Source organism: Pseudomonas putida (genome assembly GCF_016406145.1).
In the GTDB taxonomy this organism is placed as follows: domain Bacteria; phylum Pseudomonadota; class Gammaproteobacteria; order Pseudomonadales; family Pseudomonadaceae; genus Aquipseudomonas; species Aquipseudomonas putida_E.
Window position 1 is genome coordinate 1,749,078 of sequence record NZ_CP066306.1, and the last position, 25,218, is coordinate 1,774,295.

The window sequence follows — 25,218 nt, forward strand, 5'->3', positions numbered from 1 at the left end:
TTCTGTAGCTGATCCTGGCGGCGTAAGTTTGACCCAAGGCCCAGACAGGCCAACGTCAAACCACCGAAGTCGAGGTCAGCCCAGATGAACTTCAATCTTTTCCCGGTAATCGCCGCATCCGCCGTTTCCGCCTCTGTCGTGCTGCCTGCGCATGCCCATGCTGACACCAGCAACAAGGTATCCGCCACCCACAGCTATACCGAGCAGTACCTGCGCCAGAGTGCCCATTTTCATGCGGCTTTGAGTGCTAAACACAACCACTGAGCCATGCGCGACCCTCTGTAGGCTCGGATCAGCTCACTTGGCCATCACCGCCTTGAACAGCTCAGACGCCAACCACCCCTCCAGCCAGCTCCGCACACGCGGATAAGCCGCCTCGGCGAACCACTGCGGTTCGACCCCGGCAAACTGGCGCATCAGGGGCAACAGCGCGGCGTCGACCAGGCTTGGATGGTTGGCCAGCAGGTAGGGCCGGCCCTCTAGCAGGTGTTCAAGCTCCGCCAGCCAGGCCTCGGCCTTCTGGCGGTAATGCTCGCGTGTGTGCTCGGGGTATCGCTCGGCATATTTGTACAGGTTGACCTGCGCCTTGAACTCGCTGTCGTTGCGGGCAATAAGCCGGTCAGCCTGTTGTGCGGCTGCGGGGTCAGCCTGCAGCCGCCAGTCCTGCGGGTCATTGCGCTCAAGCGCCCAGCGCATGATGTCCAGGCTTTCCTCCAGCGCGCCTTCGCCGGTGTCGAGCACCGGGACCGTCCCCTTGGGTGATAAAGCCAGCAACTCGGCCGGCTTGTTCTTCATCGCAACTTCGCGGATGTGTACCTCGCACCCGGCATAGTGCAGGGCCAGGCGCGCACGCATGGCCCAAGGGCAACGGCGAAACGAGAAAAGGATCACCCGCACACCTCGACATCACTCAGGCCGTTGCCCTGGCGACGCACCTGGATCTGCACCGGAATGCGCTCGTGCATCTCTTGCACGTGGGAGATCACCGCCACCTTGCGGCCCTGCGCCTGCAGACCGTCGAGGGCGTCCATGGCCAACTGAAGCGACTCAGGGTCGAGGCTGCCGAACCCCTCGTCGATGAACAGCGACTCGATACGCAGGGTGCTCGACGCCATCGAGGCCAGGCCCAGGGCCAGGGCCAGCGACACCAGGAAGGTCTCACCGCCGGACAGCGAGTGCACCGAGCGCAGTTCGTCGCCCATTTCGGTGTCCAGCACCAGCAGCCCCAGGGCGCTGCCGCCACGTTTGAGGCGATAGCGCCGCGCCAGTTGGCGCAATTGGGCGTTTGCATGGTGCAGCAGCAGGTCAAGGTTGTAGCCCTGGGCGATCTTGCGGAACACATCGCCAGAGGCCGAACCGATCAGCGCGTTCAGGCGTGCCCAGCGCTGCCACTGTTGGTAGGCCTGTTCGATTTCGCAGGCAAGGGCCTGGTATGCCTGCTGGCGACGCTGGTCGTCAGCCTGCTGCGCGCGCAACTCAGCGCACTGCTGCTCCTGAACGTTCAGTTGCTCGGCAAGGCCGGCCAGTGATTGCTCAAGGTCTTCGCCGTTCACGTCACCCTGTGCTTGAGCGGCGTGCTGTTGCAGGCGCTGCTCACGCTCCTGGAGCAGCACGCGGCCTTGCTCGATGGCATTTTCTGCTGCCTGCAGGTGCTGGCGCAGCGTACTCAGCTGGGAGTCGTCCATGGCCAGCAAGCGATCGAGCCCGCTGTCATCCAGTTCGGGATGTTCGCTGCGCCATTGGGCAATTTCGCCCTGAAGCTGCTGGCACTCGTGCTCCAGTGCCTGCTGGCGCTGGGTATTGGCCTTGAGCTCTGCGGCCAGTTGCACGCCCTGGTTGCGCAGCGCCTGCAGGCGCTCAGCAGTCTGGGCATCAAGGGCGCGGGCCTGCTCCAGGTGCACCTCCAGGTGGTGTTGCCAGGCTTCGGCGCTGGTGTGTTCGCCGAGTAGCGCGGCCAGCTGCGCCTGAGCCTGCAGACGCTGCTCGTCGAGGGCTGCGAGAGTATGCTGCAGCTGTTGCTGAGCCTGCAGGCGCGTCTGCTGCTGATCGCGCAGCTTGTCCAGTTGCAGTTGGCGCGCGTGCTGTTCGTCCTGCTCGTCCTTGCGCTGTTCCAGCTGCTGCAGGCGCTGCGCGATCTGCTGGTCGAGGCTCAGGAAGGCATTGGCCGGATCATCACTCAAGGCCTTCAGTACATCGGCCGGCAACACACTGGCCAAGTCATCAAGGCCTTGTTGCAGATGCTGTTCATCGTTGGCCAGGGCTTGGTGCTGGTGGTCCAGGTGGCGCTGGGCCTGTTGCCGCGCCTCCTGTGCGGCTTGTAATTGCTGTGTGAGGCGGGCAGCGTCTTTTTGCAGGGCAAGCAGGGCGCTTTGGCGCTTCTCGTCCTGTTTGATCTCATTGTCCAGGCGCTTCAGCTGGCTTTCCAACCACACTGTACGGGCCTTGTCGTCCTGTGGCGCCAGGGCAGGCCAGAGGGGGTGCGACTGTACGTGTGCGACCAGCGGCTGCAACTGTTCGCCCAGCTGCGCCTGTTGCTGCTGATGGTCCTTGAGCTGGGCGTTGACCACGCCAAGCTGAGTGCGTAGCTCGACCAGTTTGCCGTTGAGAGTATCGACGTGCTTCTGCGCAGCATCTACTTCGACCTGATCATGTCGGCCCAGACTCTGCAGCAAAGCCTCAGGCTGGTGGAACGGGTGTTCGGCGCTGCCACAGACCGGGCACGGTTCGCCGTCACGCAGTTGGCCGCGCAGCTCTTCGACGCTGGTATTGCGCGCCAGGCGCTGACGCTCCAGCAACTGGCGGGTGAGGTTGAGCGCTTGCTCGGCCGCTTCCAGCTCCGCCTTGGCTGCGGTGCCTTCACCAATCAGCTGTTGGCGTTGCTGCATGGCGTGCTGCTGACGTTCACGCAGACCATCGAGTTGACTGCGCAGCTCCTGCTCGCGGCCATGCAGGCGCGCCAGTTCTTCGACCGCCCGCTGCTGCTTGCGATTGTCCTGCAGCATGTTGCCGAGCAGGTCGATCTGCTCAGCCAGCGCCTGCGGCTCTGCTTTGGCTTCGCGGAACAACAGCTCGAACGCGTCATGCTGGGCCTGCCACTGCGCATTGGCTTCGCTGGCGCTGGCCTGCAGGCCGGGCAGTTCCTCACGGCCCTTGCTCAGGCGCCCGCCAATCAGCATCACTTGCTTGAGTTGGGGCAGGTAGGCCTGCCAGGCATTGGCCAGCCCGGCCAGGTGCTGGCTGTCTGCCAAGGCCGCGTCGATCTGCGCCAGCTGTTGCAGGCTGCGCTGCTGTTGTTCGTCCAGTTGCTGCAACTGCTGTTGGCCTTCGGCGACGTGCAGGTCGGCCTGCTGCCTGGCCGTGCGTTGCGCCTCCAGCTCAGCGTCTAGGCGCGTTAGGCTGTCCTGGCCGGCAAACGCCTGGCGCAAGCGCGGGGCACTTTCGCTGTGTTTCGTCTGGCTGTCGGCCAGTGTCTGGCGCGCTGCAACCAGCGCAAGCTCCAGCTCCTGGGTGCGCTCCAGCAGATCAGCTTGCAGCTGTTGTTGCTCGGCGATCTGCGCCGCCAACGGCGTCAGTTGCGCGGTCAGTGCTTGCTGGCGATGGAACTGGTGCCGTTGCGGGGCCAGGCGTTCCAGGCGCTGCAGGTCGAGGCGTTGCTCGGCCATTGCTTGCCAGTTTTGCTCGGCAGTGTGCAGGGCGGCACCGGCTTCGCTGAGTTGGGTCTGCAACTGGCGTTGCTCGTTGAGCCAGGTGCGCTGTTGCTCCAGCTGACGCTGGCGGGCTTGCTCGGCCTTGAGATGTTGTTGCGCCTGCTCCAGGCGCTTGTCCAGCTCGGCTCGGGCTTCGGCGGCCATCGGCAGCAGGTGGCTGGCGCGGTCTTTCAGCGCGTTGTGCGCTTCGCCGGCTTCGCGGGCCTTGCTGAAGGCACGCTGGCCAAGGCGCGTGTAGATCGCGGTGTTGGTGAGCTTTTCCAGCAGTTCGCTGCGTTCTTTGTCGTCGGCCTTGAGGAAGGCGCCGAATTCACTCTGGGCCAGCATCACGGCGCGGGTGAACTGCTCGAAGTTGAGCCCCAGACGGGCTTCGATCTGTTGTTTGTATTCGTTCTTGCCACTGCCCAGCACCTGCTCACTGTCCAGGTCATAGAGGCTCTGACGGCTCAGTTGCAGCTTGCCATTGGCCTTGTCGCGGGCACGGTTGGCTTCCCAGCGCGCGCGGTAGCGGTGGCCGTCGACGCCGACGAAGTCGACCTCGGCAAAGCCGCTGCCGGTGCCGCGGCGCAGCAGGTTGCGCGGGTCCGAGGTGGGGATTTCGCCATCGGCATCTGGCACCTTGGCTTCGCGGCCGATGTCATTGAGCCGCGGCACAGTGCCGAACAGCGCCAGGCACAGTGCATCGAGCAAGGTGCTCTTGCCGGCGCCGGTAGGCCCGGTGATGGCGAACAGGCCTGCGCTGGCCAGGGGTTCGGCGGTGAAGTCGATGTCGACCGGGCCGGCCAGGGATGCCAGGTTCTTCAGGCGAATGGCGAGAATCTTCATGGCTGCTCCTCTTCCAGCTGGACGTCCTGCAGCAGCAGGGCGAAGTCGGCCAGGGCCTGCTCGTCGACGGGGTTGCCGTAGGCCTGTTCCCAAGCGCGGCTGAACAGGTCCTGCGGGGTCATCTGTGCCAGTTCCACGAATGCCTGGTCGTCGTCCTGCTCGTTGCCCTGGCCGGCATATTCGGTACTGATACGAATCAGCCGCACCGCCTTGCCTTGCAGGGCGTTTTCGATCTGCTGGCGCAGGTCCGGCTGAGGCTCGTCCAAGCGCACGCGTACCTCCAGCCAGGGCTGGCGGTTGGGGTCTTCGAGCAAGTCGATCTCAGGTAGCTCGGCGAGCTGTTCGAGCAATTCGCCCAGCGGCGCCGGGCCGATGCGTTGCAGGGCTACGGCACGGGGCACCGGGCGCGCTTCGACGCTGACCAGTTCAGTGCCCTCGAGCTCGACTTCCAGCACCTGGTGCGGATAGTTGATTTCAGCGAACGACAATGGGATCGGCGAGCCGCTATAACGTATGCGGGTTTCGCGGTTGACCTTCTGCGGCTTGTGCAGGTGGCCCAGGGCAACGTAGCTGATGGCCTTGTCGAACAGTTTGGCCGGAAGGGCCTCGGCGTTACCGATGATCAGGCTGCGCTCGGAGTCTTCGGACACAGCACCGCCGGCCATGTGCGCGTGGCTGATGGCGACCAGCGCCTGGTCCTTCTTGCGTTTTTTCTGCGCGGCCGCGATCAGTTGCTGGTGCACCTGGTTGATGCCCTGCAGGTAGTCGTCGCCCAACTGCGGGCCGGTGACCTCGGCCGGGCGCAGGAAGGGCAGGGCCAGGCACCAGGCGGCCACCTTGCCGCGGCCGTTGGTCAGTGGGATCAGCAGGCGTTCGGCATCCAGCTGGCCTTCGTCGAGCCAGTGCACACGGCCCAGCGCGTGGGTGCGCAGGCGGCGCATGAGCGCGGCAGGCAGCTCGATGCGCGAGCCGGAGTCATGGTTGCCGGCGATCATCACGATGTCCAGCTTCGGCTGTTGCTCGTGGGCCTGGACGATGAAGTCGTAAAGCCGCTCCTGGGCTTTGACCGGTGGGTTGACCGTGTCGAAGATATCACCGGCGATCAGCAGCGCGTCGGGCTGGCGCAGGTGCAGCTGGCCGAGCAGCCATTCGAGGAAGCAGGCGTGTTCGAAGTCGCGTTCCTGGCCGTGCAGGCTTTGGCCCAGGTGCCAGTCGGAGGTGTGAAACAGACGCATGGATGACCTGTTGGATTGGGACATGAAGGCTTCGGCACTTGGCGTCATGACAGCGCCAAGGCGGCCCTCGAAGGAGGGCGGTATGGTAACTCAAGTGGCTTGCTGATTGTCTGGAGCCTGGCCGTATTCGAGGCGTTGAAAGGAGGGGCGCGTGCTACACGGACATTCAATTATGCGAACAGGTCGGCATAGTGGCCATCTGCTTGCTTGTTGCCGGCCATCGCCGATGTTCTAATCTTTGCCCCGGCGCGGCGCGGCGCTTGCGATGCTGCTGGGGTGGGCTACCGGAACCAATCTAAAAAGGAATTTTTATGCAAAGCACGCCACAAATCCAAGCCGACTACGGCAACCTGAAGCCGAAATGGCAGGAGCGTTTCGCCTTCTTCGATCAGCACGGCGGGCCACGTGAAGCGACCTACAAAGCAGCGTTCCGCGCCTTGCCGTTTCGCAAGAAACTGTTGATCAACAACAATTTCCTCGGATTCTTCTTTGGCCCGATCTACTGGTTTGTCCTGGGCATGTGGAAGAAGAATCTGGTCATGCTGGCCATCATCATGGGCATCGGGCTGCTTGAAGGCGTTTACGAGGCTGCCACGGGTAATGCGGTACCTCGGGCGCTGGATCAGGGCATCAGTGTGGCCTTTGCCGTGCTGTATGGCATGTTGACCAATTATGCCTATTACCTGAAACAGACCAAAGGGGAGCAGGGCTGGAACCCGTTTCAGGGGCATCGGTTCATCTGATCGCTGCCGGTGAGCAGCGGGGGAAGAGTCAGGATTGCATCCGGGCTGAGAAGGGCCTGTCTTTAGTACTGCGCCCCTCTCCCAATCACTTCGGATAAAGCGGGGGCAAGCTCCCCGGCTCACCCGAAGGCAACAACACCTGTTCCGCCGGTGGAATCGTGCCAATCGCCCGCCACAGATCCTCCCCCTGCCAATACTGCCCACTCTCGCTGTAAAGCGCCCCGTTCAATCCATCCAGCGCATCCGACAGCGGCACGAACCGCGCCGCCATCTCCGCCAGGGTCTCCGGCTGTTGCCGGGCCCAGGCATCGAGCGCCTGGCGCGTAGCCTGCGGATCGTTGGCCTGGCAGGCGCGCTTGAGGTCGTCCAGCAGGGTGCGCGGGCTTGGGCCGGTCTGCGCGGCGCGCAGTACCGCTGGTTGCGAGCGGGCGCGCCACCACAGGGTAAAACCGAGCGCCGTGGTGAGGGCGAAAATCACGGTGGAGAGTTGCCAAGGCCAGAGCAGATGGCTGGCGCTGCCGGCATCGCCTACCGGCGTGTCGCCGCTCAGGGCAGGGTTGTCCTGCACGTTCAGGTTACGCGCCGGCAGGCTGCTGTGCTCCAGATGGTCCTCGCGGGTATTCCACCAGGTGACTTCCAGCGCCGGCAGGGCGAGTTCGCCGCTGTGAGTCGGCACCAGCGCTTCGCGTTCCTCGCGGTTGGCGGTCATACCGCGCTCGCTGATTTCGTTGCGCAGCAGCGGTTGGTCCGGGTAGCGGCGCAGGCCGACGATTTCGGTGGCCGGCAGTTGCGGCAGCTGGGTGCTGGACAGCCCTTCGGCGCGCAGCGTAATACTGCGGGTCAGCGAATCGCCTATCTGGGGTTGCTGCCTGCCAGGGTCGGGGTTCCAGTGCTCCTCAAGGGTCAGGCTGCGGGCTGGCAACCACGGTTCGGCCGTGGGCCAGGCGGCGGGGATTGGGCGAACGGTCAGGCGTAGCGGCAGGGAACTGACCTGTACCTGACGACCTGTACGTGCAGTGCCCGCAGGCTGCTGAGCAGTATCGGCAGCGGTGGCGGTGAACGTCAGGGGCGCAATTTCCAGGCTACCGCTCTGCTGCGGATAGAGTGCGTAGCGTGTCTCGATCACCCCATGGCGTACGCCGTTGATTTCCTTCTCATAGGTGCGTGAGTCACCCAGCGGCTCGACTTTTGCGTTTTCCAGCCGCAGCGGGCTGAGGCTGCTGTCGTCGTACAGCGACACCGAATGGTAGATGCGCAAGGTCAGCACGGCCTGCGCCTGGACGTATACATCATTGCTGTCCAGGGTAGCCTCGACGAACACCTGGGATGCGCTGTCCGGGCGGTTGGCATCAGCTTGCACCACCTGCAGGTCGATGACCTGGCTGTGCGATTTGCCCAGTTGCAGCTCAGGAATACGCAGGCTGCCACTGCGCCGCGGCAGCAGGGTAATGATCCAGCGAGTGCTGGCCCGAGTCTCGCCGTCGAGGGTGTGCAGGCTGTTCAACTGGCGCGTGCCGCGCACTTCGAAGTCGCCGTCCAGGGCGCGCAGGTCGGGCTTGCCGAACTGGGTCACATCCTGGCTTTCGAGCGTCAGTTCCAGGGTTTCGCCGGCGCCCAGGCGAGTGCGATCGACGCTGGCCTGCAGGGTCGGCTCGGCCTGGGCCAAAAGGGCCCAGAAGAGGCTGAAGAGAAAGACGCCGAGGCGACTCATCGTGGGGTTTCCTGATGCAATTGCTGTTCATACCAGAATTTGCGGCGTAGCAGCTGCGCCGGGTTGTCGGGGATTTCCCGCAGCCATTGTTCCAGGGCCTGGCGTTGCTCGGCGTCGAGGCTGGTCGAAACCGGCCGCTTGGGCGGCTGGGTGATGCTGTCATCGTCGCCACCCTGGTTTCCGGGAGTGGCCTGGCTGTTGTTGCTGTCTTGGCCGGGCTGTTCGGCGTTGGCCTGTTCATCGTTGCCGGGCGTGCCCTGCGCCGGGCTGCTGGCCGAGCTGCTGTTGCCCTCGGTCTCGCTGCCGGGCGTGCCTTGGGCATCGTCTTTGGCCGGTTGTTCCTCGGCCTGTGCTTCGCGTTGCTGCAACAGCTGCTGGATCAGTGCCTGGTTATCCAGCGCCGGCTTGAAATCGGGCTGGCGCTCGAGGGCTTGCTCATAGGCATCCAGAGCGGCCTCCAGCTCGCCGCTGCGGGCCAGGGCATTGCCTCGATTGTAGTGGGCGGCTGTCGTATTGCCTTGGGCAAAGGCCTTGGCGGCGGCGGCGTAGTCGCCGGCCTGGTACAGCGCCATGCCGCGCCATTGCGGGTCCTGGAAGTGCCGGGCAGCCTCCACCGGGCGGTTCTGTTCAAGCAGGCGCTGGCCCTGCTGGTCGGGACGCAACCACAGGTCATTGAACTCGAACGCCTGGCTCGGCTGCGGCAGAGCCAGCAGCAGCGGAAGGCAGAACAGCCAGCCGCGCCGACCCGCGCAGGCGGCCAGCAGTAACAGGGGTATCAACAGCCAGTAGCCTTGATCGGCCCAGCTGTCGAGTTGCAGGTTCTGGCCGTCATTGCGCAGGATGCGCGGGTTGTCGTACAGGCCGAGGCCCCGCAGGTCGAGGTCGTCGATGCGGGCATGACGGTAGCGGCCACCGGTGCCGTTGATGAACGTCCTGAGCCCGCTGCTGTCCAGGCGCGGTACCAGAATGCCGCCTTGCTCGTCCTTGAGGAACTCGCCGTTGGCCTGGCGCACCGGAGCCCCCTCGCTGGTACCGATTCCGAGCATCAACAGGCTCGGGCCCTGGCGGCCAAGGGCCTGGACGATGCCCTGGCGTTCCGGGGCGCTCAATGCCGAACCGATCAGCAGCAGGCGGCCTTGGCCCAGGCCGCTCTGCGCCAGCAGGGCCAAGCCTTTTTGCACGGCCAGGTCGGCGCGCTGGCCGGGCTGCGGCATGATCGAAGGGTCGACGGCCTCGAGCAGGTTGCGCGTGGTGCTCAGGTCGTCGGACAGCGGTACCAAGGTATGTGCGCTGCCTGCATAGACGATCAAGGCGGTCTGGCTGTTGCGGCGGTGTTCGAGCAGGTCCAGGACCTTGCGCCGAGCCTGCTGCAGCCGGTTGGGCGGCGTGTCCTCGGCAAGCATCTGCGGCGTCAGTTCGAGCAGGATCACCAGCGGGTCGGCCGGGCGTTGGCGGGTTTCTTCCAGGCGCTCCCAGCTAGGCCCGAGCAGCGCCAGTACCACCAGTAACCAGGCCAGGCCCAGTGCGACCCAAGGTAGTTTGCTGTGGCTGCCGCTGCCGCCACCGAGCAGCACCGGGTGGAAAGCCGGCGGCAGGATCATCTGCCAGCGCCCGGCGCGCCTGCGCCGGTGCCAGAGCTTGAACAACAGCCAGGCGAGCAGCGGTACCACCAGCAGCCAGAGTGGGCGCAACCAGTGCGGCCAGAGGTCGATCATCGCCGCCTCCTCAGGCGCAGCCTCTTGAGGCGTTCGCGCCATTGCGGGTGGGGCTGCAGGAAGCGTGGCCGGCGCAGCGCACGTTGCAGCAAGTTGTCTGGCCATTGCACCGCCACTACCAGCAGCACACTGAGCAGCAAGGCCAGGGCCAGTGGCCAGGCATACAAAGCTGTTGCCGTGCGGGCTTGGGTTGGCTGCTGCGCGACGGGTTCCAGCTGGTCGAGGGTATCGCCGATCGCATCCAGTTCTGCGCCGTCGTGGGCGCGGAAGTAGGCGCCATGGGTCAGGTCAGCGATTTCCTTCAGTGAGGCCTCGTCCAGATCCAGGCTCGGGTTGAGGCCGAGCAGGCCCGGCGTACCGCTGGCCTCGGGGTTGGCGCCGATGCCGATGGTGTAGATGCGGACGTCTTCCTGCGCAGCCAGGCGGGCAGCGGTCAACGGATGGATCCGCCCGCCGTTGTTGGCACCGTCGGTGATCAGTACCAGCACCCGGCTCTGCGCCGGACGCTGGCGCAAGCGCTTGACCGCCAGGCCAATGGCGTCGCCGATGGCGGTGTTCTTGCCGGCGATGCCAATCTGCGCTTCGTCGAGGAAGGTGCGTACGGTACGCCGGTCGAAGGTCAGTGGTGCCTGCAGGTATGCCTGGCTGCCGAACAGGATCAGGCCGACGCGATCGCCCTCGCGGTCTTGCAGAAAGTCGCCCAGCAGCGCCTTGACCAAGTCGAGGCGGCTGACCTCTTCATCCTTCCACTGCATGTCGGGAAAGTCCATGGAACCGGACACATCCACTGCAACCAGCAGGTCACGGCCACTGGCGGCCACCGGTACCGGATCGCCCAGCCATTGCGGGCGGGCGGCGGCGAGCAGCAGCAACAGCCAGATCAGCGCGAACGGTGCCTGCTGGCGCAAGGTCGGCAGGTTCAGCCGTGCCCGACGCCCGGCGAGGCCTTCGAGTTCGTGGAGAAAGCCTACCTTGAGCACCGGCTCGCCGCTGTCGGCGGCAGGCAGCAATAGGCGGGCCAGCCACGGCAGCGGCAGCAGCAGGAAAATCCACGGCCAGGCCAGTTCAAACATGTTTGCGGATCCAGGTTTCGACAGCCTGACTGAGCCCGGCGATGGCCTTGTCGTCAAGCTTGCATTCAGGCTTGTACGCGCCTTCGACCAGCACCATCCAGCGGGTCAGGCCGGCGGCGGGGCAGCGGTTGTCGAGGAAAGCCAGCCACTGGCGGCCATTGAGGGTATGGCTGTTGGCCCCAGGGTAGTGGTTGCGGCACAGGCGCTTGAGCAAGGCGTTGATCTGTTGCAGCCAGGCCCCGGCCGGCGCGCCGTCGTATGGGCGCGGCAGCAGGGCCAGCTCGGCCAGGGCTTCCAGGCGTACCGGGTCGAGCGGTTGCTCGGCGCGCACTACCCGACGCTTGCCTGGGCGCCAGCGGCGCAGCCGCCACAGGCCCCAGCCAAGCAGGGGGAGGACGACAAGCAGCAGCCACCAGCCAGGTGCCGGTGGCCACAGGCCGATCGCTGAAGGGGGGATCAGCGGTTGCAATTGGTCCAGAGGGTTCATTGGGCGCTGCTCTTCATGAACCGCTCCGTGGGCGCTGCGCATTGAGGTATTCGCGCAACTGCTCGATCATTTCGCTCTGGGTACTCAAGGGCATCAGCAGCACGCGCAGCTTCTGGGCCATCAGCTCCCAACGTTCTATACGTGCTTCGGCCTGCTGACGGTAAGCCTGGCGCAGGTTGGTGTCCAGGGTGTCGAGCTCCAGGTGCGCGCCGCGCTGGGAGAAACGCAGCAGGCCTGCTGCAGGCAAGGCATGGTCGAGCGGGTCGGAAACCGGCATCAGCAGCAGGTCGCAATGGCGCGAGAGCATCGCCAGGTGCTGTTCAGCCTGGGCGCTGAGTGAGCGCTCGTCGCAAATGACGATGGCCAGGCTGCCCGGGCGCAGTACTTCACGCGCGCGGCGTAGGGCCAGGCCCAGGCTGTCAGCGTGGGGCGTGGCTTCGGTGTGCAGCGCCTGGTTGACCTTGGCCAGGCGGTTGAGCAGCTGCAGCAGGCTCTGCTTGCTGCGCCGCGGCTTGATTTCGTGGTGCTCATCATCGCCGAACACCAGCCCGCCGATGCGGTCGTTGTGGCCTAGCGCAGCCCAGCCGAACAGCGCCGCAGCCTGGGCCGCGAGCACTGACTTGAACATCAGCCCCGAGCCGAAGAACAGGCGTTGGCTTTGCTCGACGAGGATGAAGATCGGCCGCTCGCGTTCTTCATGGAACAGCTTGGTATGCGGCTCTTGGGTGCGTGCGGTGACCCGCCAGTCGATGTTGCGTACGTCGTCACCGGCCTGGTAGACGCGCACCTGGTCGAAGTCCACGCCGCGCCCGCGCAGCTTGGAGTGGTGCAGGCCGACCAGCGGGCTGCGCTGGCCAGGCCGGGAGAACAACTGGATCTCGCGCACGCGGTGACGCATGTCGATCAGCTCGGCGAGGCCGATGCGGATGCCGGGTTCGGCCTGCTGAGCGGTGGGCATGGGCTCAGGCAACGGCGACGACGTCAAGGATGCGCTGGACCACGCGGTCCTGGTCGATCCCGGCCGCTTCGGCTTCAAAGGACAGGATGATGCGGTGGCGCAGCACGTCGAACAGCACGGCCTGGATATCCTCGGGGCTGACGAAGTCGCGCCCGGCCAGCCAGGCATGCGCCCGCGCACAACGATCCAGGGCGATGGAACCGCGCGGGCTGGCGCCGTAGGCGATCCAGTCGGCCAGCTCGGTATCGAACTTGGCCGGCGTGCGCGTAGCCATGACCAGTTGCACGAGGTATTCCTCCACCGCGTCGGCCATGTACAGGCCAAGGATTTCCTTGCGTGCAGCAAAGATGGCCTGCTGGCTGACACGCCGTTCAGGTTTGACTTCGCCACCCAGCGCTTCACCGCGGGCCTGGGCCAGAATGCGTCGCTCAACCGCCGCATCGGGGAAGCCGATCTTCACGTGCATCAGGAAACGGTCGAGCTGGGCCTCCGGCAGGGGGTAGGTTCCTTCCTGCTCGATCGGGTTTTGCGTGGCCATGACCAGAAACAGCGGCGACAGGTCATAGGTACTGCGCCCGACACTGACCTGGCGTTCGGCCATTGCCTCGAGCAACGCCGACTGCACCTTGGCCGGTGCCCGGTTGATTTCGTCGGCCAGCACCAGGTTGTGGAAGATCGGCCCCTGCTGGAACACGAAGCTGCCGGTTTCCGGGCGGTAGATTTCTGTGCCGGTAATGTCGGCCGGGAGCAGATCAGGGGTGAACTGGATGCGATGGAACTGCGCTTCGACACCTTCGGCCAGCTCTTTGATGGCCTTGGTCTTGGCCAGGCCCGGGGCGCCCTCGACCAGCATGTGGCCGTCGGCCAGCAGCACGATCAACAGCCGCTCGACCAGTTTTTCCTGGCCTAGGATCTGGGAGGAAAGAAAGGTGCGTAGCGCGATCAGCGCTTCACGGTGTTCCATCGGCGGCGGTTCCTGGGATTGGGCCAGGGCGGGCGCGGAGCGCGACGGACCTGGCAGGGGTGGATACTTTAATCTATCCGGGGGGTGGCGACCAATTACGGCCCGGTTTTTTATGCGCATTGAAGCGGTGGAATATCCGCGTGCGTTTCAGGTGTTCTCCGATTCCCGGTGGCGGTGATCTGTCGCTTGCTTGTGCTCTTCGAATCATGAAGGAGCATGATGATGAGCAAGCAGTACGGTATACCTGCCCCGGTCACCCTGCGGGTGGGCGTTTTTTTCGATGGCACCGGCAACAATCAGGGCAACGCTGCACCCTTGGCTTCCACCGGCCGCGGTTGCGCAGGGGGTAGTTACGCCAATGCCCGCAGTAACATTGCCCTGCTGCACGCGCTTTATCCCTCCGGGCCTGTGCTAGGTCAGGTCCATTTCAGCGTTTATGTGCAAGGTATCGGTACAACTCACGGTGCGCCTGACTCGTCCTTCGCCCAGGCGACGGGGCGTGGAAGCGCGGGGGTGGCGGCCCGGGTAGATCAGGCGTTGGTGGAGGTTGGCAGGCAGCTGCGCGATTATCGGGCTGAGCATCCGCAGGTTGTACCCAAGTGCATCGAATTCGACCTGTTCGGTTTCAGTCGCGGTGCTGCGGCGGCCAGGCATCTGGCCAATCGGCTGGGCAAGGATGAGGCGGGCTTGCCGGCTGAGCTGCACGGGGACCGGGCGATCAACTTCATTGGTCTGTTCGATACGGTGGCGGCAATCGTTGCACCTTTGCAAGGCAGCTTCGACCCTGCCAGCGATCAATACGGCGGTTTGCGTCTCGGGCTGGACACGCTCGTCGCACGGCAGGTGGTGCAACTGGTGGCAGGTGATGAGCAGCGCCACAACTTCCCGCTGGTGCGCAGCGACAACGACATAGTCGTGCCGGGTGTGCACTCGAATATCGGTGGCGGTTATCGGGAGCACATGCGTGAGCAGGTTCTTTTGTGCAAACCGCAGTCGAGCCGGGTCGCGCGGACGACGCCGGCTGAATGCACAAGCGCCCATGCGGCGGTCAATGCGCTGCTGACCTCAACTTTTGCAGGCCTGGTCGATCCGCGGCCAAGGCTGCTCAGCTGGGAGGTGCCGATCGAAGGCAGCCGAGCCAAGCGCGATGACCCGGAAAAGCAGGTGTATGCCGCTGTGTACCGAGAACGTGAAGTCAATGGCCATCTGTCACGTGTCTACCTCAGCATCATGCGTGAACTGGCCGTGCGCGGTGGCGTACCGTTCGCCCCTCTGGGCAGTGACGATGCGCATCACCTACCGGCAGAGTTGCTGCCTGTCAGCCGCAAACTGCATGAATTTGCCCTCGGGCAATGTGCGCAACCGCGCCTGACGACCCAGGAACGAGCGTTGCTGCAGGCAAAGTATGTACACACATCGGCGCACTGGAACGCCGTGAAAGGGCTGGATAACAGTGCGCTGGATTCGTTTTACATCGACCGGCCGGGCAAGGCGGGCAGGGTGCTGCACAAGAACCCGGTTGGCTGATGCGGGTGCCGGCCTGCCCACCATTATCGATGTGCAGGCCGGCCCGGGTCAGTTTTTCGAACTGGAGTGCTTGCGGCCTTGGTCACACAAGGCAAACACCACCACCAGCACACCGGAAACCGCCAGGATCAAAGCCACGCCGTCGGTGGAGTGGGTCGCCGAGTTCGCCACCAAGGCAAGGCCGCCCAGGGGCGCCAGGCCGCCGGCCACTGCAGTGCCAATCTCGCGCCCGGTGCCGAAACCGGAAGAGCGCGTCTGGGTCGGGAACTGCCGGCTAAGGAACGAGCCCTGGGGGGCGAACATCATTGGCGCGAGGAGGCCGGTGCCGATGGCAATGGCCACATAGATCAGTGTTGGCTCACCGCTGCTCAGCAACTGCAAGAATGGATAAGCAAACAGCGCCGACAGCACGCCGCCGAGCATCAACACGGTCTTGCTGCTCCAGCGGTCGCACAGCCAGCCGAAGAACGGTACGGCAAAGATCGCCACCAGGCTGGCGATGGTCACCGACAGGGAGGTGACATGTGCCTCGACACCTTTGAACTGAGTCAGGTATGCCAGCGAGAACGTCTTGAATATGTAGCTCAGAGCGTTGTAGCCGATGGCCACGAAAAACACCACGGCCAAGCCTTTGAGATCGTTCCTGAACAGCAGTTTCAGCGGTGACTCCTGCGGTTTGGCATCGGCCTTGTCGAGTTCTTTGAAGTCCGGTGTCTCAGGAATGCTCTTACGCACCCAAAGGCCGATCGCCACCAGGGCGATGCTGGCGATGAACGGAATGCGCCAGCCACCGGCGAGGAGAAACTCGTTGCCGTTCATGGTCAGCAGGTAAACGGTCAGCGACGACAGCAGCAAGCCCAGGTTGAGCCCCAGTGCTGGCCAAGCGCCCTGGCTGCCGCGCTTGCCTTCGCTGGCATGTTCGTAGGAGGTGACGGCCGCCCCGGACAGCTCTGCACCGGCGCCCAGGCCCTGGATGATGCGGATCACTACCAGCAGAATCGGTGCCCAGATACCGATCGAGGCGTAGCTGGGGATCAGACCGATCAGCGCGGTGCACACACCCATCATGCAGAACGTGATAACCAGTACATGCTTGCGGCCGAAGCGGTCGCCCAGGTAGCCAAACAGAACCCCGCCGAATGGGCGCGCGACAAAACCGATGGCAAACGTGGAGAACGCCAGCAGTGAAGCCACTGCCGGGTTGCTGGCATCGAAGAAAATCTTCGAGAACACGATCGCCGCCATGGTCGCGTAGAGGTAGAAGTCATACCACTCCAGCATCGAACCGAAGATGGTTGCCGCCGCCACCTTGCGCAGGCGCTTGCGTTTCTGTGCTGGTGTCTCGCTCGCGGCCGGGGCCGCCTCGTGTACCGACATCTGATGTTCCTTATTGTCTTTGTAGTTGGGGTGTGCAGCAGGGTTCAGCTGGCCTTGAGGATCTTTTCAGCGATCATCTGGCCGATGGGGATCGCCGAGGTGGCAGCCGGTGACGGTGCATTGCAGACATGCACCATGCGCGGGGTCTCGGCGAACAGAAAATCGTGGACCAAGGTGCCGTCGCGCATCACGGCCTGGGCACGGATGCCTGCCTCGAAGGGCAGCAGGTCGCCGGCCTGCAGCGACGGGCAGTACTTGCGGCACTGCTCCAGGTAGCCGTGCTTGAACAGCGAGTTCTTCATCTCGGTGGTGCCGGAGCCGAGGTTGTTCCAGATCGTTTTCCAGAACCCAGGGAAGCGCACGTACTCGGCCACATCGCGCCAGTTCACCGCGAACTTGCTGTAGTTTTCCCGGCCAAAACCCAGCACGGCGTTGGGGCCGACGGTGACACTGCCGTCGATCATGCGCGTCAGGTGTACACCGAGGAACGGTAGCTGTGGGTCAGGAATCGGGTAGATAAGGTGGTTGACGATCTGGTTCTTGCTGGCTGGCAGGCGATAGTACTCACCGCGGAATGGGATTATCTGGTGGTCGATCTTTACCCCGGCCAGGCGCGCCAGGCGGTCGGATTGCAGGCCGGCGCAGGCGACCAGCTGGCGGGCATGCCAGGTCTGGCTGTGATCGCACACTTCGACATGATCGCCAAACTCGCGGATGGCCTGCACGGTGGTGGCCAGGCGCACTTCGCCGCCGGCCTGCTCGATGACCTTGGCCATGGCATCGCACACCTGCTTGTAGTCGACGATGCCGGTGGCATCGACGAACAGCGCACCAAGGCCTGCGATATTGGGTTCGCGGCGCCTGAGTTCACTGGCGTCCAACCGCTCGACCTTCAGCCCGTTGAGCTGTGAACGCTCGTACAGCGCCTGCATGCGCTGCATTTCCAGCGGGTTGGACGCCACCAGCAGTTTGCCGCAGACATCGAAGGCAATGCCGTGCTCGCGGCAAAAATCCTTGGTCGCCAGGGCTCCACGCTTGCACAACTCGGCCTTGAGGCTACCCGGGGCATAGTAAATGCCCGCATGGATCACCCCACTGTTGTGGCCCGTCTGGTGGCGGCCGAGGCTGGACTCCTTTTCCAGTATCAGCAATGACGCCCCGGGGCGTTGTTGGAGCAGGGCCATCGCGGTGGCCAGGCCGACGATGCCGCCGCCGATGATGCAGTAGTCGTATGTCATGCAGGGGTACCTTGTGATTCTTGTCGGTGGATCTGCTTATCAGGTTGTCAGACTAATGGATGCGTAAAAAAAAAGAGCTTGCCGGGTCGCAGCAAGCTCTGGGTATCAGTCGAGTGCAGGTAGTTCTATTTTCAGGCGTTTGGCAGAGGCGCGCAGATGCGCTTCGGCACACGCCGCAGCCCTTTGGCGGTCACCGTCGGCGATGGCCTGATAAAGCGCTTGGTGTTCGCGATTGGCTTCGGCCGAGCCGCCCACCGAATGGGCTGCGGAGTTTTCCCAGGCGGTGCGCCGTGCATTGGCCAACTGGCCGCCGAGAAAGTCATGGAAGGCCACGAAGTAATCGTTCTTGCTGGCTTCGGCGATGGCCCTGTGGAAGGCCACATCAGCTGCCGAGGCAGTGGCGAAGTCGCTGCGTTTGTCGAGCATCTCCTGCAGGGCCTGGGCCATGTTCGCCAGATCGTGTTCGTCACGTCGGCGCGCGGCGATGGCCGCTGCCTGGGTTTCGATCCACAGGCGCATTTCGAACATCTGCACCAGGTCGGGTTTGCGACCGGTACTGCCGGGGAAGCGGAACACCGTGCCCCCGGGGGTTTTCGAGATATAGGAGCCAAGCCCGCGGCGGGCGATCAGCACGCCATCGGCCTTGAGCTGCGCTACCGCTTCGCGCACTACCGAGCGGCTGACGTTCAGTTGTTCAGCCAGTTGCTGTTCAGTGGGCAGGCGCGCTTCGGCGGCCAGGCGACCGGAATCGATTTCTGCACGGATGGCGCTGACAACCCGTTCGACCAGAGTGTCGGGGCGCTGGAGTTCTAGCATGGAAGCGATTGCCTAGTGGTCAGGTTGTCAGACAATGCCTGTGGCGGGTATGGGATGTCAATCGTTTCGATCAGGTGTGCGTTGCCAGGCATGGCCCTCGCACCGGTGAGCCGTCTCGCGCAGAGAAGCCACCGGTCCGCGGTTGGACGGCCGCGTCAGGCAGACTTTCAGAGCTCGCTGACGAAGGTCCCTGTCCCCTCCAGAATATTGCGCAAGGTCAGTTCGACCTCTTCCAGGTCAGTCCCCGCCGACGTCAGCACGATCTCCAGCGTTTCGTCACCCTTCAACGCATCTCGGTCCCCGGCCGCCACTTCGATCAGCAGGCGCTTTGCGCTCAGGGTCACCTTCAGGCCATCGAGCGTCGACGGTTCATCGTCCAGGGTCAGGTCCACGGTGTCCTCATCCGGGTAGCGGGTGAGCAGGAACATCTGCCCCTTGTCGCTGTGGCAGCACAAGGTCGCCATGTTGTCTTCCTCGTCATCGCAAGGGGTGGCGAACAGCAGGGCGGTGTTGATTTGCATGAAGGCGGCTCGGGTCAATGGAAACGAAAGTGAATTCTGACAGCCTTGGGGGCATCGATAAACGTAAAGTTTCCCCCCCTTGACCGAAATTGTCGCAGCGCTGCAAGCGGTGATGACCGATCAGTCGTTAAGCTTCCGCGAGCCCTGAATATTACCGTCCGGCTTGCCACGGGTTGGCTATCGTTGATCCGTGATCGTCGGACGTACGCGACGCTTCAATTATTACAAAGCCCAAGCGGAGTACCACAGATGGCGTTCTTCACCGCAGCCAGCAAAGCCGACTTCCAGCATCAACTGCAAGCGGCCCTGGCGCAGCACATCAGCGAACAGTCACTGCCACAAGTGGCGCTGTTCGCCGAGCAGTTCTTCGGCATCATTTCCATGGACGAACTCACCCAGCGCAGGCTGTCGGACCTGGCCGGCTGTACCCTTTCCGCCTGGCGCATCATCGAGCGCTTCGACCCCGAGCACCCGCAGGTGCGGGTGTACAACCCCGATTACGAGCGCAATGGCTGGCAGTCGACCCACACCGTGGTCGAGGTGCTGCACCATGACCTGCCGTTTTTGGTGGATTCTGTACGTACCGAGCTCAACCGCCGCGGCTACAGCATTCACACCCTGCAAACCACCGTGCTGAGTGTGCGCCGTGACGCCAAGGGCAATCTGCTCGAACTGCTGCCCAAGGGTACCCAGGGCGAGGGTGTGCGCCATGAATCGCTGATGTACCTGGAGATCGACCGCTGCGCCAATGCTGCCGAATTGACGGTGCTCACCCGTGAAATCGAGCAGGTGCTGGCCGAGGTGCGGGTGGCGGTGGCCGATTTCGAACCGATGAAAGCCAAGCTGCGGGAAGTCATGGCGCAGGTGGAGCAAACCGCATTTGCGCCGGCGCACCATGAAAAGGGTGAGGTCAAGGCGTTCCTCGAGTGGCTGCTGGACAACCACTTCACCTTCCTCGGTTATGAAGAGTTCACCGTGCAGGCCGACAGCGCCGGCGGCCAGATGGTCTACGACGAGCAGTCGTTCCTGGGCTTGCCGCGCCGCCTGCGTGTGGGCCTGACGCCTGAAGAGCTGCGTATCGAAGACTACGCCGTGGCTTACCTGGCAGAACCGCTGCTGTTGTCGTTCGCCAAGGCTGCACTGCCCAGCCGGGTCCACCGCCCGGCCTACCCGGATTACGTCTCGATCCGCCAGCTGGACGCCGATGGCAAGGTGCTCAAGGAGCACCGTTTCATGGGCCTTTACACCTCGTCGGTGTACGGCGAGAGCGTGCATGCCATTCCTTATATCCGGGTCAAGGTCGCCGAGGTCGAGCGCCGCTCCGGCTTCGACGCCAAGGCACACCTGGGCAAGGAACTGGCCCAGGTACTCGAAGTGCTGCCACGCGACGACCTGTTCCAGACTCCGATCGACGAGCTGTTCAGCACGGTGATGTCGATCGTGCAGATCCAGGAGCGCAACAAGATCCGTGTGTTCCTGCGCAAGGACCCGTACGGGCGCTTCTGCTATTGCCTGGCCTACGTGCCACGGGAAATCTATTCCACCGAAGTGCGGCAGAAGATCCAGCAGGTGCTGATGGAGCGCCTGAAGGCCAGCGACTGCGAGTTCTGGACGTTCTTCTCCGAATCGGTGCTGGCCCGCGTGCAGCTGATTTTGCGCGTCGATCCGAAGAACCGTATCGCCATCGACCCGCAGCAACTGGAAAACGAAGTGATCCAGGCCTGTCGCTCGTGGCATGACGACTACGCCGCGCTGGTGGTGGAGAACTTCGGTGAAGCCCAGGGCACCAACATTCTCGCCGATTTCCCCAAAGGTTTCCCGGCCGGCTACCGTGAGCGCTTTGCCGCCCATTCGGCGGTGGTCGACCTGCAACATGTGCTAGCCCTGTCCGAAAGCAAGCCGCTGGCGATGAGCTTCTACCAGCCGCTGACGCGCCTGGGCGAACGCTTGCTGCACTGCAAGCTGTACCACGCCGACACGCCATTGGCGTTGTCGGACGTGCTGCCGATCCTGGAAAATCTTGGCCTGCGCGTGCTGGGCGAGTTCCCCTATCGCTTGCGCCACGCCAGTGGTCGTGAATACTGGATCCACGATTTCGCCTTCACCTACAGCGAAGGCTTGAGCCTGGACATCCAGCAACTCAACGACGTGCTCCAGGACGCGTTCATCCATATCGTCCAGGGCGATGCCGAGAATGACGCGTTCAACCGCCTGGTGCTCACTGCCGGCCTGCCATGGCGCGACGTGGCGCTGCTGCGCGCCTATGCCCGCTACCTCAAGCAGATCCGCCTGGGCTTCGACCTTGGCTACATCGCCAGCACCCTGAACAACCACACCGACATCGCCCGTGAGCTGACCCGGTTGTTCAAGACCCGCTTCTACCTGGCGCGCAAGCTCACTGCCGATGACCTGGACGACAAGCAGCAACGTCTGGAACAAGCCATCCTCAGCGCCCTGGACGATGTCCAGGTGCTCAACGAGGACCGCATCCTGCGCCGCTATCTGGACCTGATCAAGGCCACCCTACGCACCAACTTCTACCAGCCTGATGCTAACGGCCAGAGCAAGTCGTACTTCAGCTTCAAGTTCAACCCCAAGCTGATCCCCGAGCTGCCCAAGCCGGTACCCAAGTTCGAGATCTTCGTCTATTCGCCTCGGGTCGAGGGTGTGCACCTGCGCTTCGGCAATGTTGCGCGCGGTGGCCTGCGCTGGTCGGACCGTGAAGAGGACTTCCGTACCGAGGTGCTTGGGCTGGTCAAAGCCCAGCAAGTGAAGAACTCGGTAATCGTGCCGGTCGGTGCCAAAGGCGGCTTCCTGCCGCGGCGTTTGCCGCTGGGCGGCACGCGTGACGAAATCGCCGCCGAAGGCGTGGCCTGCTACCGCATTTTCATCTCGGGCCTGCTCGACATCACCGACAACCTCAAGGACGGCGGCGTGGTGCCACCGGCCAACGTGGTGCGTCACGATGACGATGACCCGTACCTGGTGGTGGCGGCCGACAAGGGCACCGCGACCTTCTCCGACATCGCCAACGGCATCGCCATCGATTACGGCTTCTGGCTGGGCGATGCCTTCGCCTCGGGTGGCTCTGCCGGCTACGACCACAAGAAGATGGGCATTACCGCCCGTGGTGCCTGGGTGGGCGTGCAGCGCCACTTCCGCGAGCGCGGCATCAATGTGCAGCAGGACCCGATCACCGTCATCGGCGTCGGTGACATGGCCGGTGACGTGTTCGGCAACGGCCTGCTGATGTCCGACAAGCTGCAGCTGGTAGCGGCGTTCAACCATCTGCACATCTTCATCGACCCGAACCCGGACCCGGCCAGCAGCTTCGCCGAGCGCCAGCGGCTGTTCGACTTGCCGCGTTCGGCCTGGAGCGATTACGACACCAGCATCATGTCCGAAGGCGGCGGGATCTTCCCGCGCAGTGCCAAGAGCATCGCCATCACTGCGCAAATGAAGGAACGCTTCGCCATCGAGGCCGACCGGCTGACGCCGACCGAGCTGCTGCATGCATTGCTCAAGGCGCCGGTAGACCTGCTGTGGAATGGGGGCATCGGTACCTACGTCAAGGCCAGCAGCGAAAGCCACGCCGATGTCGGCGACAAGGCCAATGACGCGCTGCGGGTCAACGGCAACGAACTGCGCTGCAAGGTGGTGGGCGAGGGCGGCAACCTCGGCATGACCCAGCTTGGCCGTGTCGAGTTCGGCCTGAACGGTGGTGCCACCAATACCGACTTCATCGACAACGCTGGTGGCGTGGACTGCTCCGACCACGAGGTCAACATCAAGATCCTGCTCAACGAAGTGGTGCAGGGTGGCGACATGACCGAGAAGCAGCGCAACCAGTTGCTTGGCAGCATGACCGATGAAGTGGGCGGGCTGGTGCTGGGCAACAACTACAAGCAGACCCAGGCGCTTTCGTTGGCGGCGCGTCGCGCCCGCGAGCGGATCGCCGAGTACAAGCGCCTGATGGCCGACCTCGAGAGCCGTGGCAAGCTGGACCGTGCCATCGAGTTCTTGCCGACCGAAGAGCAATTGGCCGAGCGCCTGGCGGCAGGCCAGGGCCTGACTCGTGCCGAGCTGTCCGTGTTGATTTCCTACAGCAAGATCGACCTCAAAGAGCAGTTGCTCAAGTCGCTGGTGCCTGACGACGACTACCTGACCCGCGACATGGAAACCGCTTTCCCGCCGTCGCTGGTCAGCAAGTTTGCCGAAGCCATGCGTCGCCATCGCCTCAAGCGCGAGATCGTCAGCACCCAGATCGCCAACGACCTGGTCAACAACATGGGCATCACCTTCGTCCAGCGGCTCAAAGAGTCGACCGGCATGAGCCCGGCCAACGTGGCCGGGGCCTATGTGATCGTGCGTGACATCTTCCATCTGCCGCACTGGTTCCGCCAGATAGAGGCGTTGGACTACCAGGTACCGGCAGAAATCCAGCTGGCCCTGATGGACGAACTGATGCGCTTGGGCCGCCGTGCGACCCGTTGGTTCCTGCGCAGCCGGCGCAACGAGCAGGACGCCGGGCGCGATACTGCCCACTTCGGGCCGAAAATCGCCCAGCTGGGGCTCAAACTCGACGAACTGCTGGAGGGCCCGACCCGCGAACGCTGGATGGTCCGTTACCAGAGCTTCGTCGATGCCGGCGTACCGGAGTTGCTCGCACGCATGGTGGCAGGTACCAGCCACCTGTACACGTTGTTGCCGATCATCGAAGCGGCGGACGTGACCGGGCATGAGCCGGCCCAGGTTGCCAAGGCGTTCTTCGCCGTGGGCAGTGCGCTGGACTTGACCTGGTACTTGCAGGAAATCAGCAACCTGCCGGTCGAGAACAACTGGCAGGCCCTGGCCCGTGAGGCGTTCCGCGACGATATCGACCTGCAGCAACGGGCCATCACCATCTCGGTGCTGCAGATGGTTGATGCCCCGCAAGACATGGATGCCCGTGTGGCGCTGTGGGCCGAGCAGCATCGGGTCATGGTCGAGCGCTGGCGCGCCATGCTCGACGACCTGCGCAATGCGACTGGTACCGACTATGCGATGTATGCGGTGGCCAACCGCGAGCTGGTCGACCTGGCGATGAGCGGGCAGGCGGTGGCAGTGCCGTCCTGATCGGTCAACTGAAATGAAAAAGCCCCGGCAGTGATGTCGGGGCTTTTTTCATACTGGCGTGCCGTCCTGACGGATGATCGGCCCCCAGGTAGGAGCGGCCTTGTGTCGCGAAAGGGTCGCGTAGCGGCCCCGGCAATATCAGCCTGATGCATGAATTGTGGGGGGCGCTGCGCACCCCTTTCGCGACACAAGGCCGCTCCTACAGGGCCGCGTGTTATTTGAATCGCCGCTCCACGCCTTTTTCCACCAGGATCTTCGCCGAAATCTCCTCCACCGAAAAATGCGTGGAGTTGATGTTGGGAATGTTCTCCCGCCGGAACAGGCTCTCGACCTCACGTACCTCGAACTCGCACTGGGCAAAGCTCGAATACCGGCTGTTGGGCTTGCGCTCGTGGCGGATGGCGGTCAGGCGGTCGGGGTCGATGGTCAGGCCGAACAGCTTGTTGTGATGCTTCTTGAGCACCGCCGGCAGCTGCAGGCGCTCCATGTCGTCTTCGGTTAGCGGGTAGTTGGCCGCGCGAATGCCGAACTGCATCGCCATGTACAGGCAGGTTGGGGTCTTGCCGCAACGCGACACGCCGACCAGGATCAGGTCGGCCTTGTCGTAGTAATGGGTGCGGGCGCCGTCGTCGTTATCGAGCGCGAAATTCACCGCCTCGATGCGCTCCATATAGTTGGAATTACCGCCAATCGAGTGCGATTTACCTACGGAATACGACGAATGGGCAGTCAATTCCTGCTCGAGCGGGGATAAAAACGTCGAAAAAATGTCGATCATGAAACCGTTCGACGTCGCCAGGATCTCACGAATGTCCTGATTGACGATGGTGTCGAAGATGATCGGGCGCATGCCGTCGCGCTCGGCGGCGGCATTGATTTGCTGCACCATCGTGCGTGCCTTGTCCGGCGTGTCGATGTACGGACGCGTAAATTTGTTGAACGGAATGCTATCGAATTGCGCGAGCAGGCTTTGGCCCAGGGTTTCGGCAGTGATGCCGGTGCCATCGGAGATGAAGAACGCGGTTCGTTTCATTTGCGATCTGGGCCTTAAGCTGATGACGTTTCTTGGATATGATAAGTTCGGTTTGCCGAATGCGGCTGTCGGCATTCTCACTTATTTTCCAGGTACAGGCCACAAGCGTCCGGCCCAGTCAAAAGGCAGGCGGGCGCCCTTGAGCTTTTCCAATACAGTTAGTGGAGAGATCA

18 protein-coding genes are annotated in these 25,218 nt (G+C 63.5%); 4 read left to right on the forward strand and 14 right to left on the reverse strand.

Annotated elements, in window-relative coordinates:
• The first annotated feature begins 84 nt into the window (after positions 1 to 84).
• A complete protein-coding gene (locus JET17_RS08075; protein WP_012313490.1) occupies positions 85 to 264 on the forward strand; it encodes a hypothetical protein in 180 nt (59 codons plus the stop codon).
• A 33-nt stretch (positions 265 to 297) separates the two neighbouring features.
• On the opposite strand, the gene JET17_RS08080 is transcribed toward JET17_RS08075, so the two are convergent.
• From JET17_RS08080 to JET17_RS08090, 3 genes are read right to left on the reverse strand one after another with little or no spacing between them, the layout of a single operon-like run.
• Positions 298 to 891, reverse strand: coding sequence for a glutathione S-transferase (locus JET17_RS08080; RefSeq protein ID WP_012313491.1), 594 nt, complete (start codon positions 889 to 891; stop codon positions 298 to 300).
• Complete coding sequence (locus JET17_RS08085; protein WP_012313492.1) at positions 888 to 4,532, reverse strand: AAA family ATPase; 3,645 nt, start codon at positions 4,530 to 4,532, stop codon at positions 888 to 890. The genes JET17_RS08080 and JET17_RS08085 overlap by 4 nt, the downstream gene beginning before the upstream one ends.
• Positions 4,529 to 5,767 carry an exonuclease SbcCD subunit D C-terminal domain-containing protein gene (locus JET17_RS08090; protein ID WP_012313493.1) on the reverse strand — a complete coding sequence of 413 codons (1,239 nt, stop codon included), beginning with the start codon at positions 5,765 to 5,767 and terminating at the stop codon, positions 4,529 to 4,531. Before JET17_RS08090 ends, JET17_RS08085 begins: the two co-directional genes overlap by 4 nt.
• Before the next feature lie 311 nt (positions 5,768 to 6,078).
• On the opposite strand from JET17_RS08090, the gene JET17_RS08095 reads away from it, so the two are divergent.
• Entirely contained in the window at positions 6,079 to 6,510 is a 432-nt protein-coding gene (locus JET17_RS08095) for a DUF2628 domain-containing protein (RefSeq protein WP_012313494.1), read from the forward strand.
• Positions 6,511 to 6,595: 85 nt separating this feature from the next.
• On the opposite strand, the gene JET17_RS08100 is transcribed toward JET17_RS08095, so the two are convergent.
• Genes JET17_RS08100 through JET17_RS08125 form a run of 6 tightly spaced genes read right to left on the reverse strand, consistent with a single transcriptional unit; the run spans position 6,596 to position 13,418 of the window.
• Positions 6,596 to 8,221: a BatD family protein gene (locus tag JET17_RS08100; RefSeq protein ID WP_012313495.1), complete on the reverse strand. Its 1,626-nt coding sequence runs from the start codon at positions 8,219 to 8,221 to the stop codon at positions 6,596 to 6,598.
• The gene (locus JET17_RS08105; protein WP_012313496.1) at positions 8,218 to 9,936 is read right to left on the reverse strand and encodes a tetratricopeptide repeat protein; all 1,719 of its coding nucleotides are present in this window, start codon (positions 9,934 to 9,936) and stop codon (positions 8,218 to 8,220) included. The genes JET17_RS08100 and JET17_RS08105 overlap by 4 nt, the downstream gene beginning before the upstream one ends.
• Positions 9,933 to 11,009: a vWA domain-containing protein gene (locus JET17_RS08110; RefSeq protein WP_012313497.1), complete on the reverse strand. Its 1,077-nt coding sequence runs from the start codon at positions 11,007 to 11,009 to the stop codon at positions 9,933 to 9,935. Before JET17_RS08110 ends, JET17_RS08105 begins: the two co-directional genes overlap by 4 nt.
• Complete coding sequence (locus tag JET17_RS08115) at positions 11,002 to 11,496, reverse strand: DUF4381 domain-containing protein (RefSeq protein WP_012313498.1); 495 nt, start codon at positions 11,494 to 11,496, stop codon at positions 11,002 to 11,004. Before JET17_RS08115 ends, JET17_RS08110 begins: the two co-directional genes overlap by 8 nt.
• A 13-nt stretch (positions 11,497 to 11,509) precedes the next feature.
• A complete protein-coding gene (locus JET17_RS08120; RefSeq protein WP_012313499.1) occupies positions 11,510 to 12,454 on the reverse strand; it encodes a DUF58 domain-containing protein in 945 nt (314 codons plus the stop codon).
• Positions 12,455 to 12,458: 4 nt separating this feature from the next.
• The gene (locus tag JET17_RS08125) at positions 12,459 to 13,418 is read right to left on the reverse strand and encodes an AAA family ATPase (RefSeq protein ID WP_012313500.1); all 960 of its coding nucleotides are present in this window, start codon (positions 13,416 to 13,418) and stop codon (positions 12,459 to 12,461) included.
• A 219-nt stretch (positions 13,419 to 13,637) separates the two neighbouring features.
• On the opposite strand from JET17_RS08125, the gene JET17_RS08130 reads away from it, so the two are divergent.
• Positions 13,638 to 14,945 (forward strand): T6SS phospholipase effector Tle1-like catalytic domain-containing protein, encoded by a 1,308-nt coding sequence (locus JET17_RS08130; RefSeq protein ID WP_012313501.1) that lies wholly within the window; start codon positions 13,638 to 13,640, stop codon positions 14,943 to 14,945.
• A gap of 48 nt (positions 14,946 to 14,993) precedes the next feature.
• Here JET17_RS08130 and JET17_RS08135 read toward each other — a convergent pair whose 3' ends face one another.
• From JET17_RS08135 to JET17_RS08150, 4 genes are all read right to left on the reverse strand, one after another.
• On the reverse strand, positions 14,994 to 16,322 hold the full coding sequence (locus JET17_RS08135) for an MFS transporter (RefSeq protein ID WP_012313502.1): 1,329 nt from the start codon (positions 16,320 to 16,322) through the stop codon (positions 14,994 to 14,996).
• A 44-nt stretch (positions 16,323 to 16,366) separates the two neighbouring features.
• Positions 16,367 to 17,560: an L-2-hydroxyglutarate oxidase gene (gene lhgO, locus JET17_RS08140; protein ID WP_012313503.1), complete on the reverse strand. Its 1,194-nt coding sequence runs from the start codon at positions 17,558 to 17,560 to the stop codon at positions 16,367 to 16,369.
• A gap of 105 nt (positions 17,561 to 17,665) precedes the next feature.
• The gene (locus JET17_RS08145; protein WP_012313504.1) at positions 17,666 to 18,376 is read right to left on the reverse strand and encodes a FadR/GntR family transcriptional regulator; all 711 of its coding nucleotides are present in this window, start codon (positions 18,374 to 18,376) and stop codon (positions 17,666 to 17,668) included.
• Between the two features lie 167 nt (positions 18,377 to 18,543).
• Positions 18,544 to 18,897: a hypothetical protein gene (locus JET17_RS08150; RefSeq protein ID WP_012313505.1), complete on the reverse strand. Its 354-nt coding sequence runs from the start codon at positions 18,895 to 18,897 to the stop codon at positions 18,544 to 18,546.
• 249 nt (positions 18,898 to 19,146) lie between these two features.
• On the opposite strand from JET17_RS08150, the gene JET17_RS08155 reads away from it, so the two are divergent.
• A complete protein-coding gene (locus JET17_RS08155) occupies positions 19,147 to 24,012 on the forward strand; it encodes an NAD-glutamate dehydrogenase (RefSeq protein WP_012313506.1) in 4,866 nt (1,621 codons plus the stop codon).
• 214 nt (positions 24,013 to 24,226) lie between these two features.
• On the opposite strand, the gene ppsR is transcribed toward JET17_RS08155, so the two are convergent.
• Positions 24,227 to 25,045, reverse strand: a complete 819-nt coding sequence (gene ppsR, locus JET17_RS08160) for a pyruvate, water dikinase regulatory protein (RefSeq protein ID WP_012313507.1) — start codon at positions 25,043 to 25,045, stop codon at positions 24,227 to 24,229.
• Positions 25,046 to 25,218: the final 173 nt, after the last annotated feature.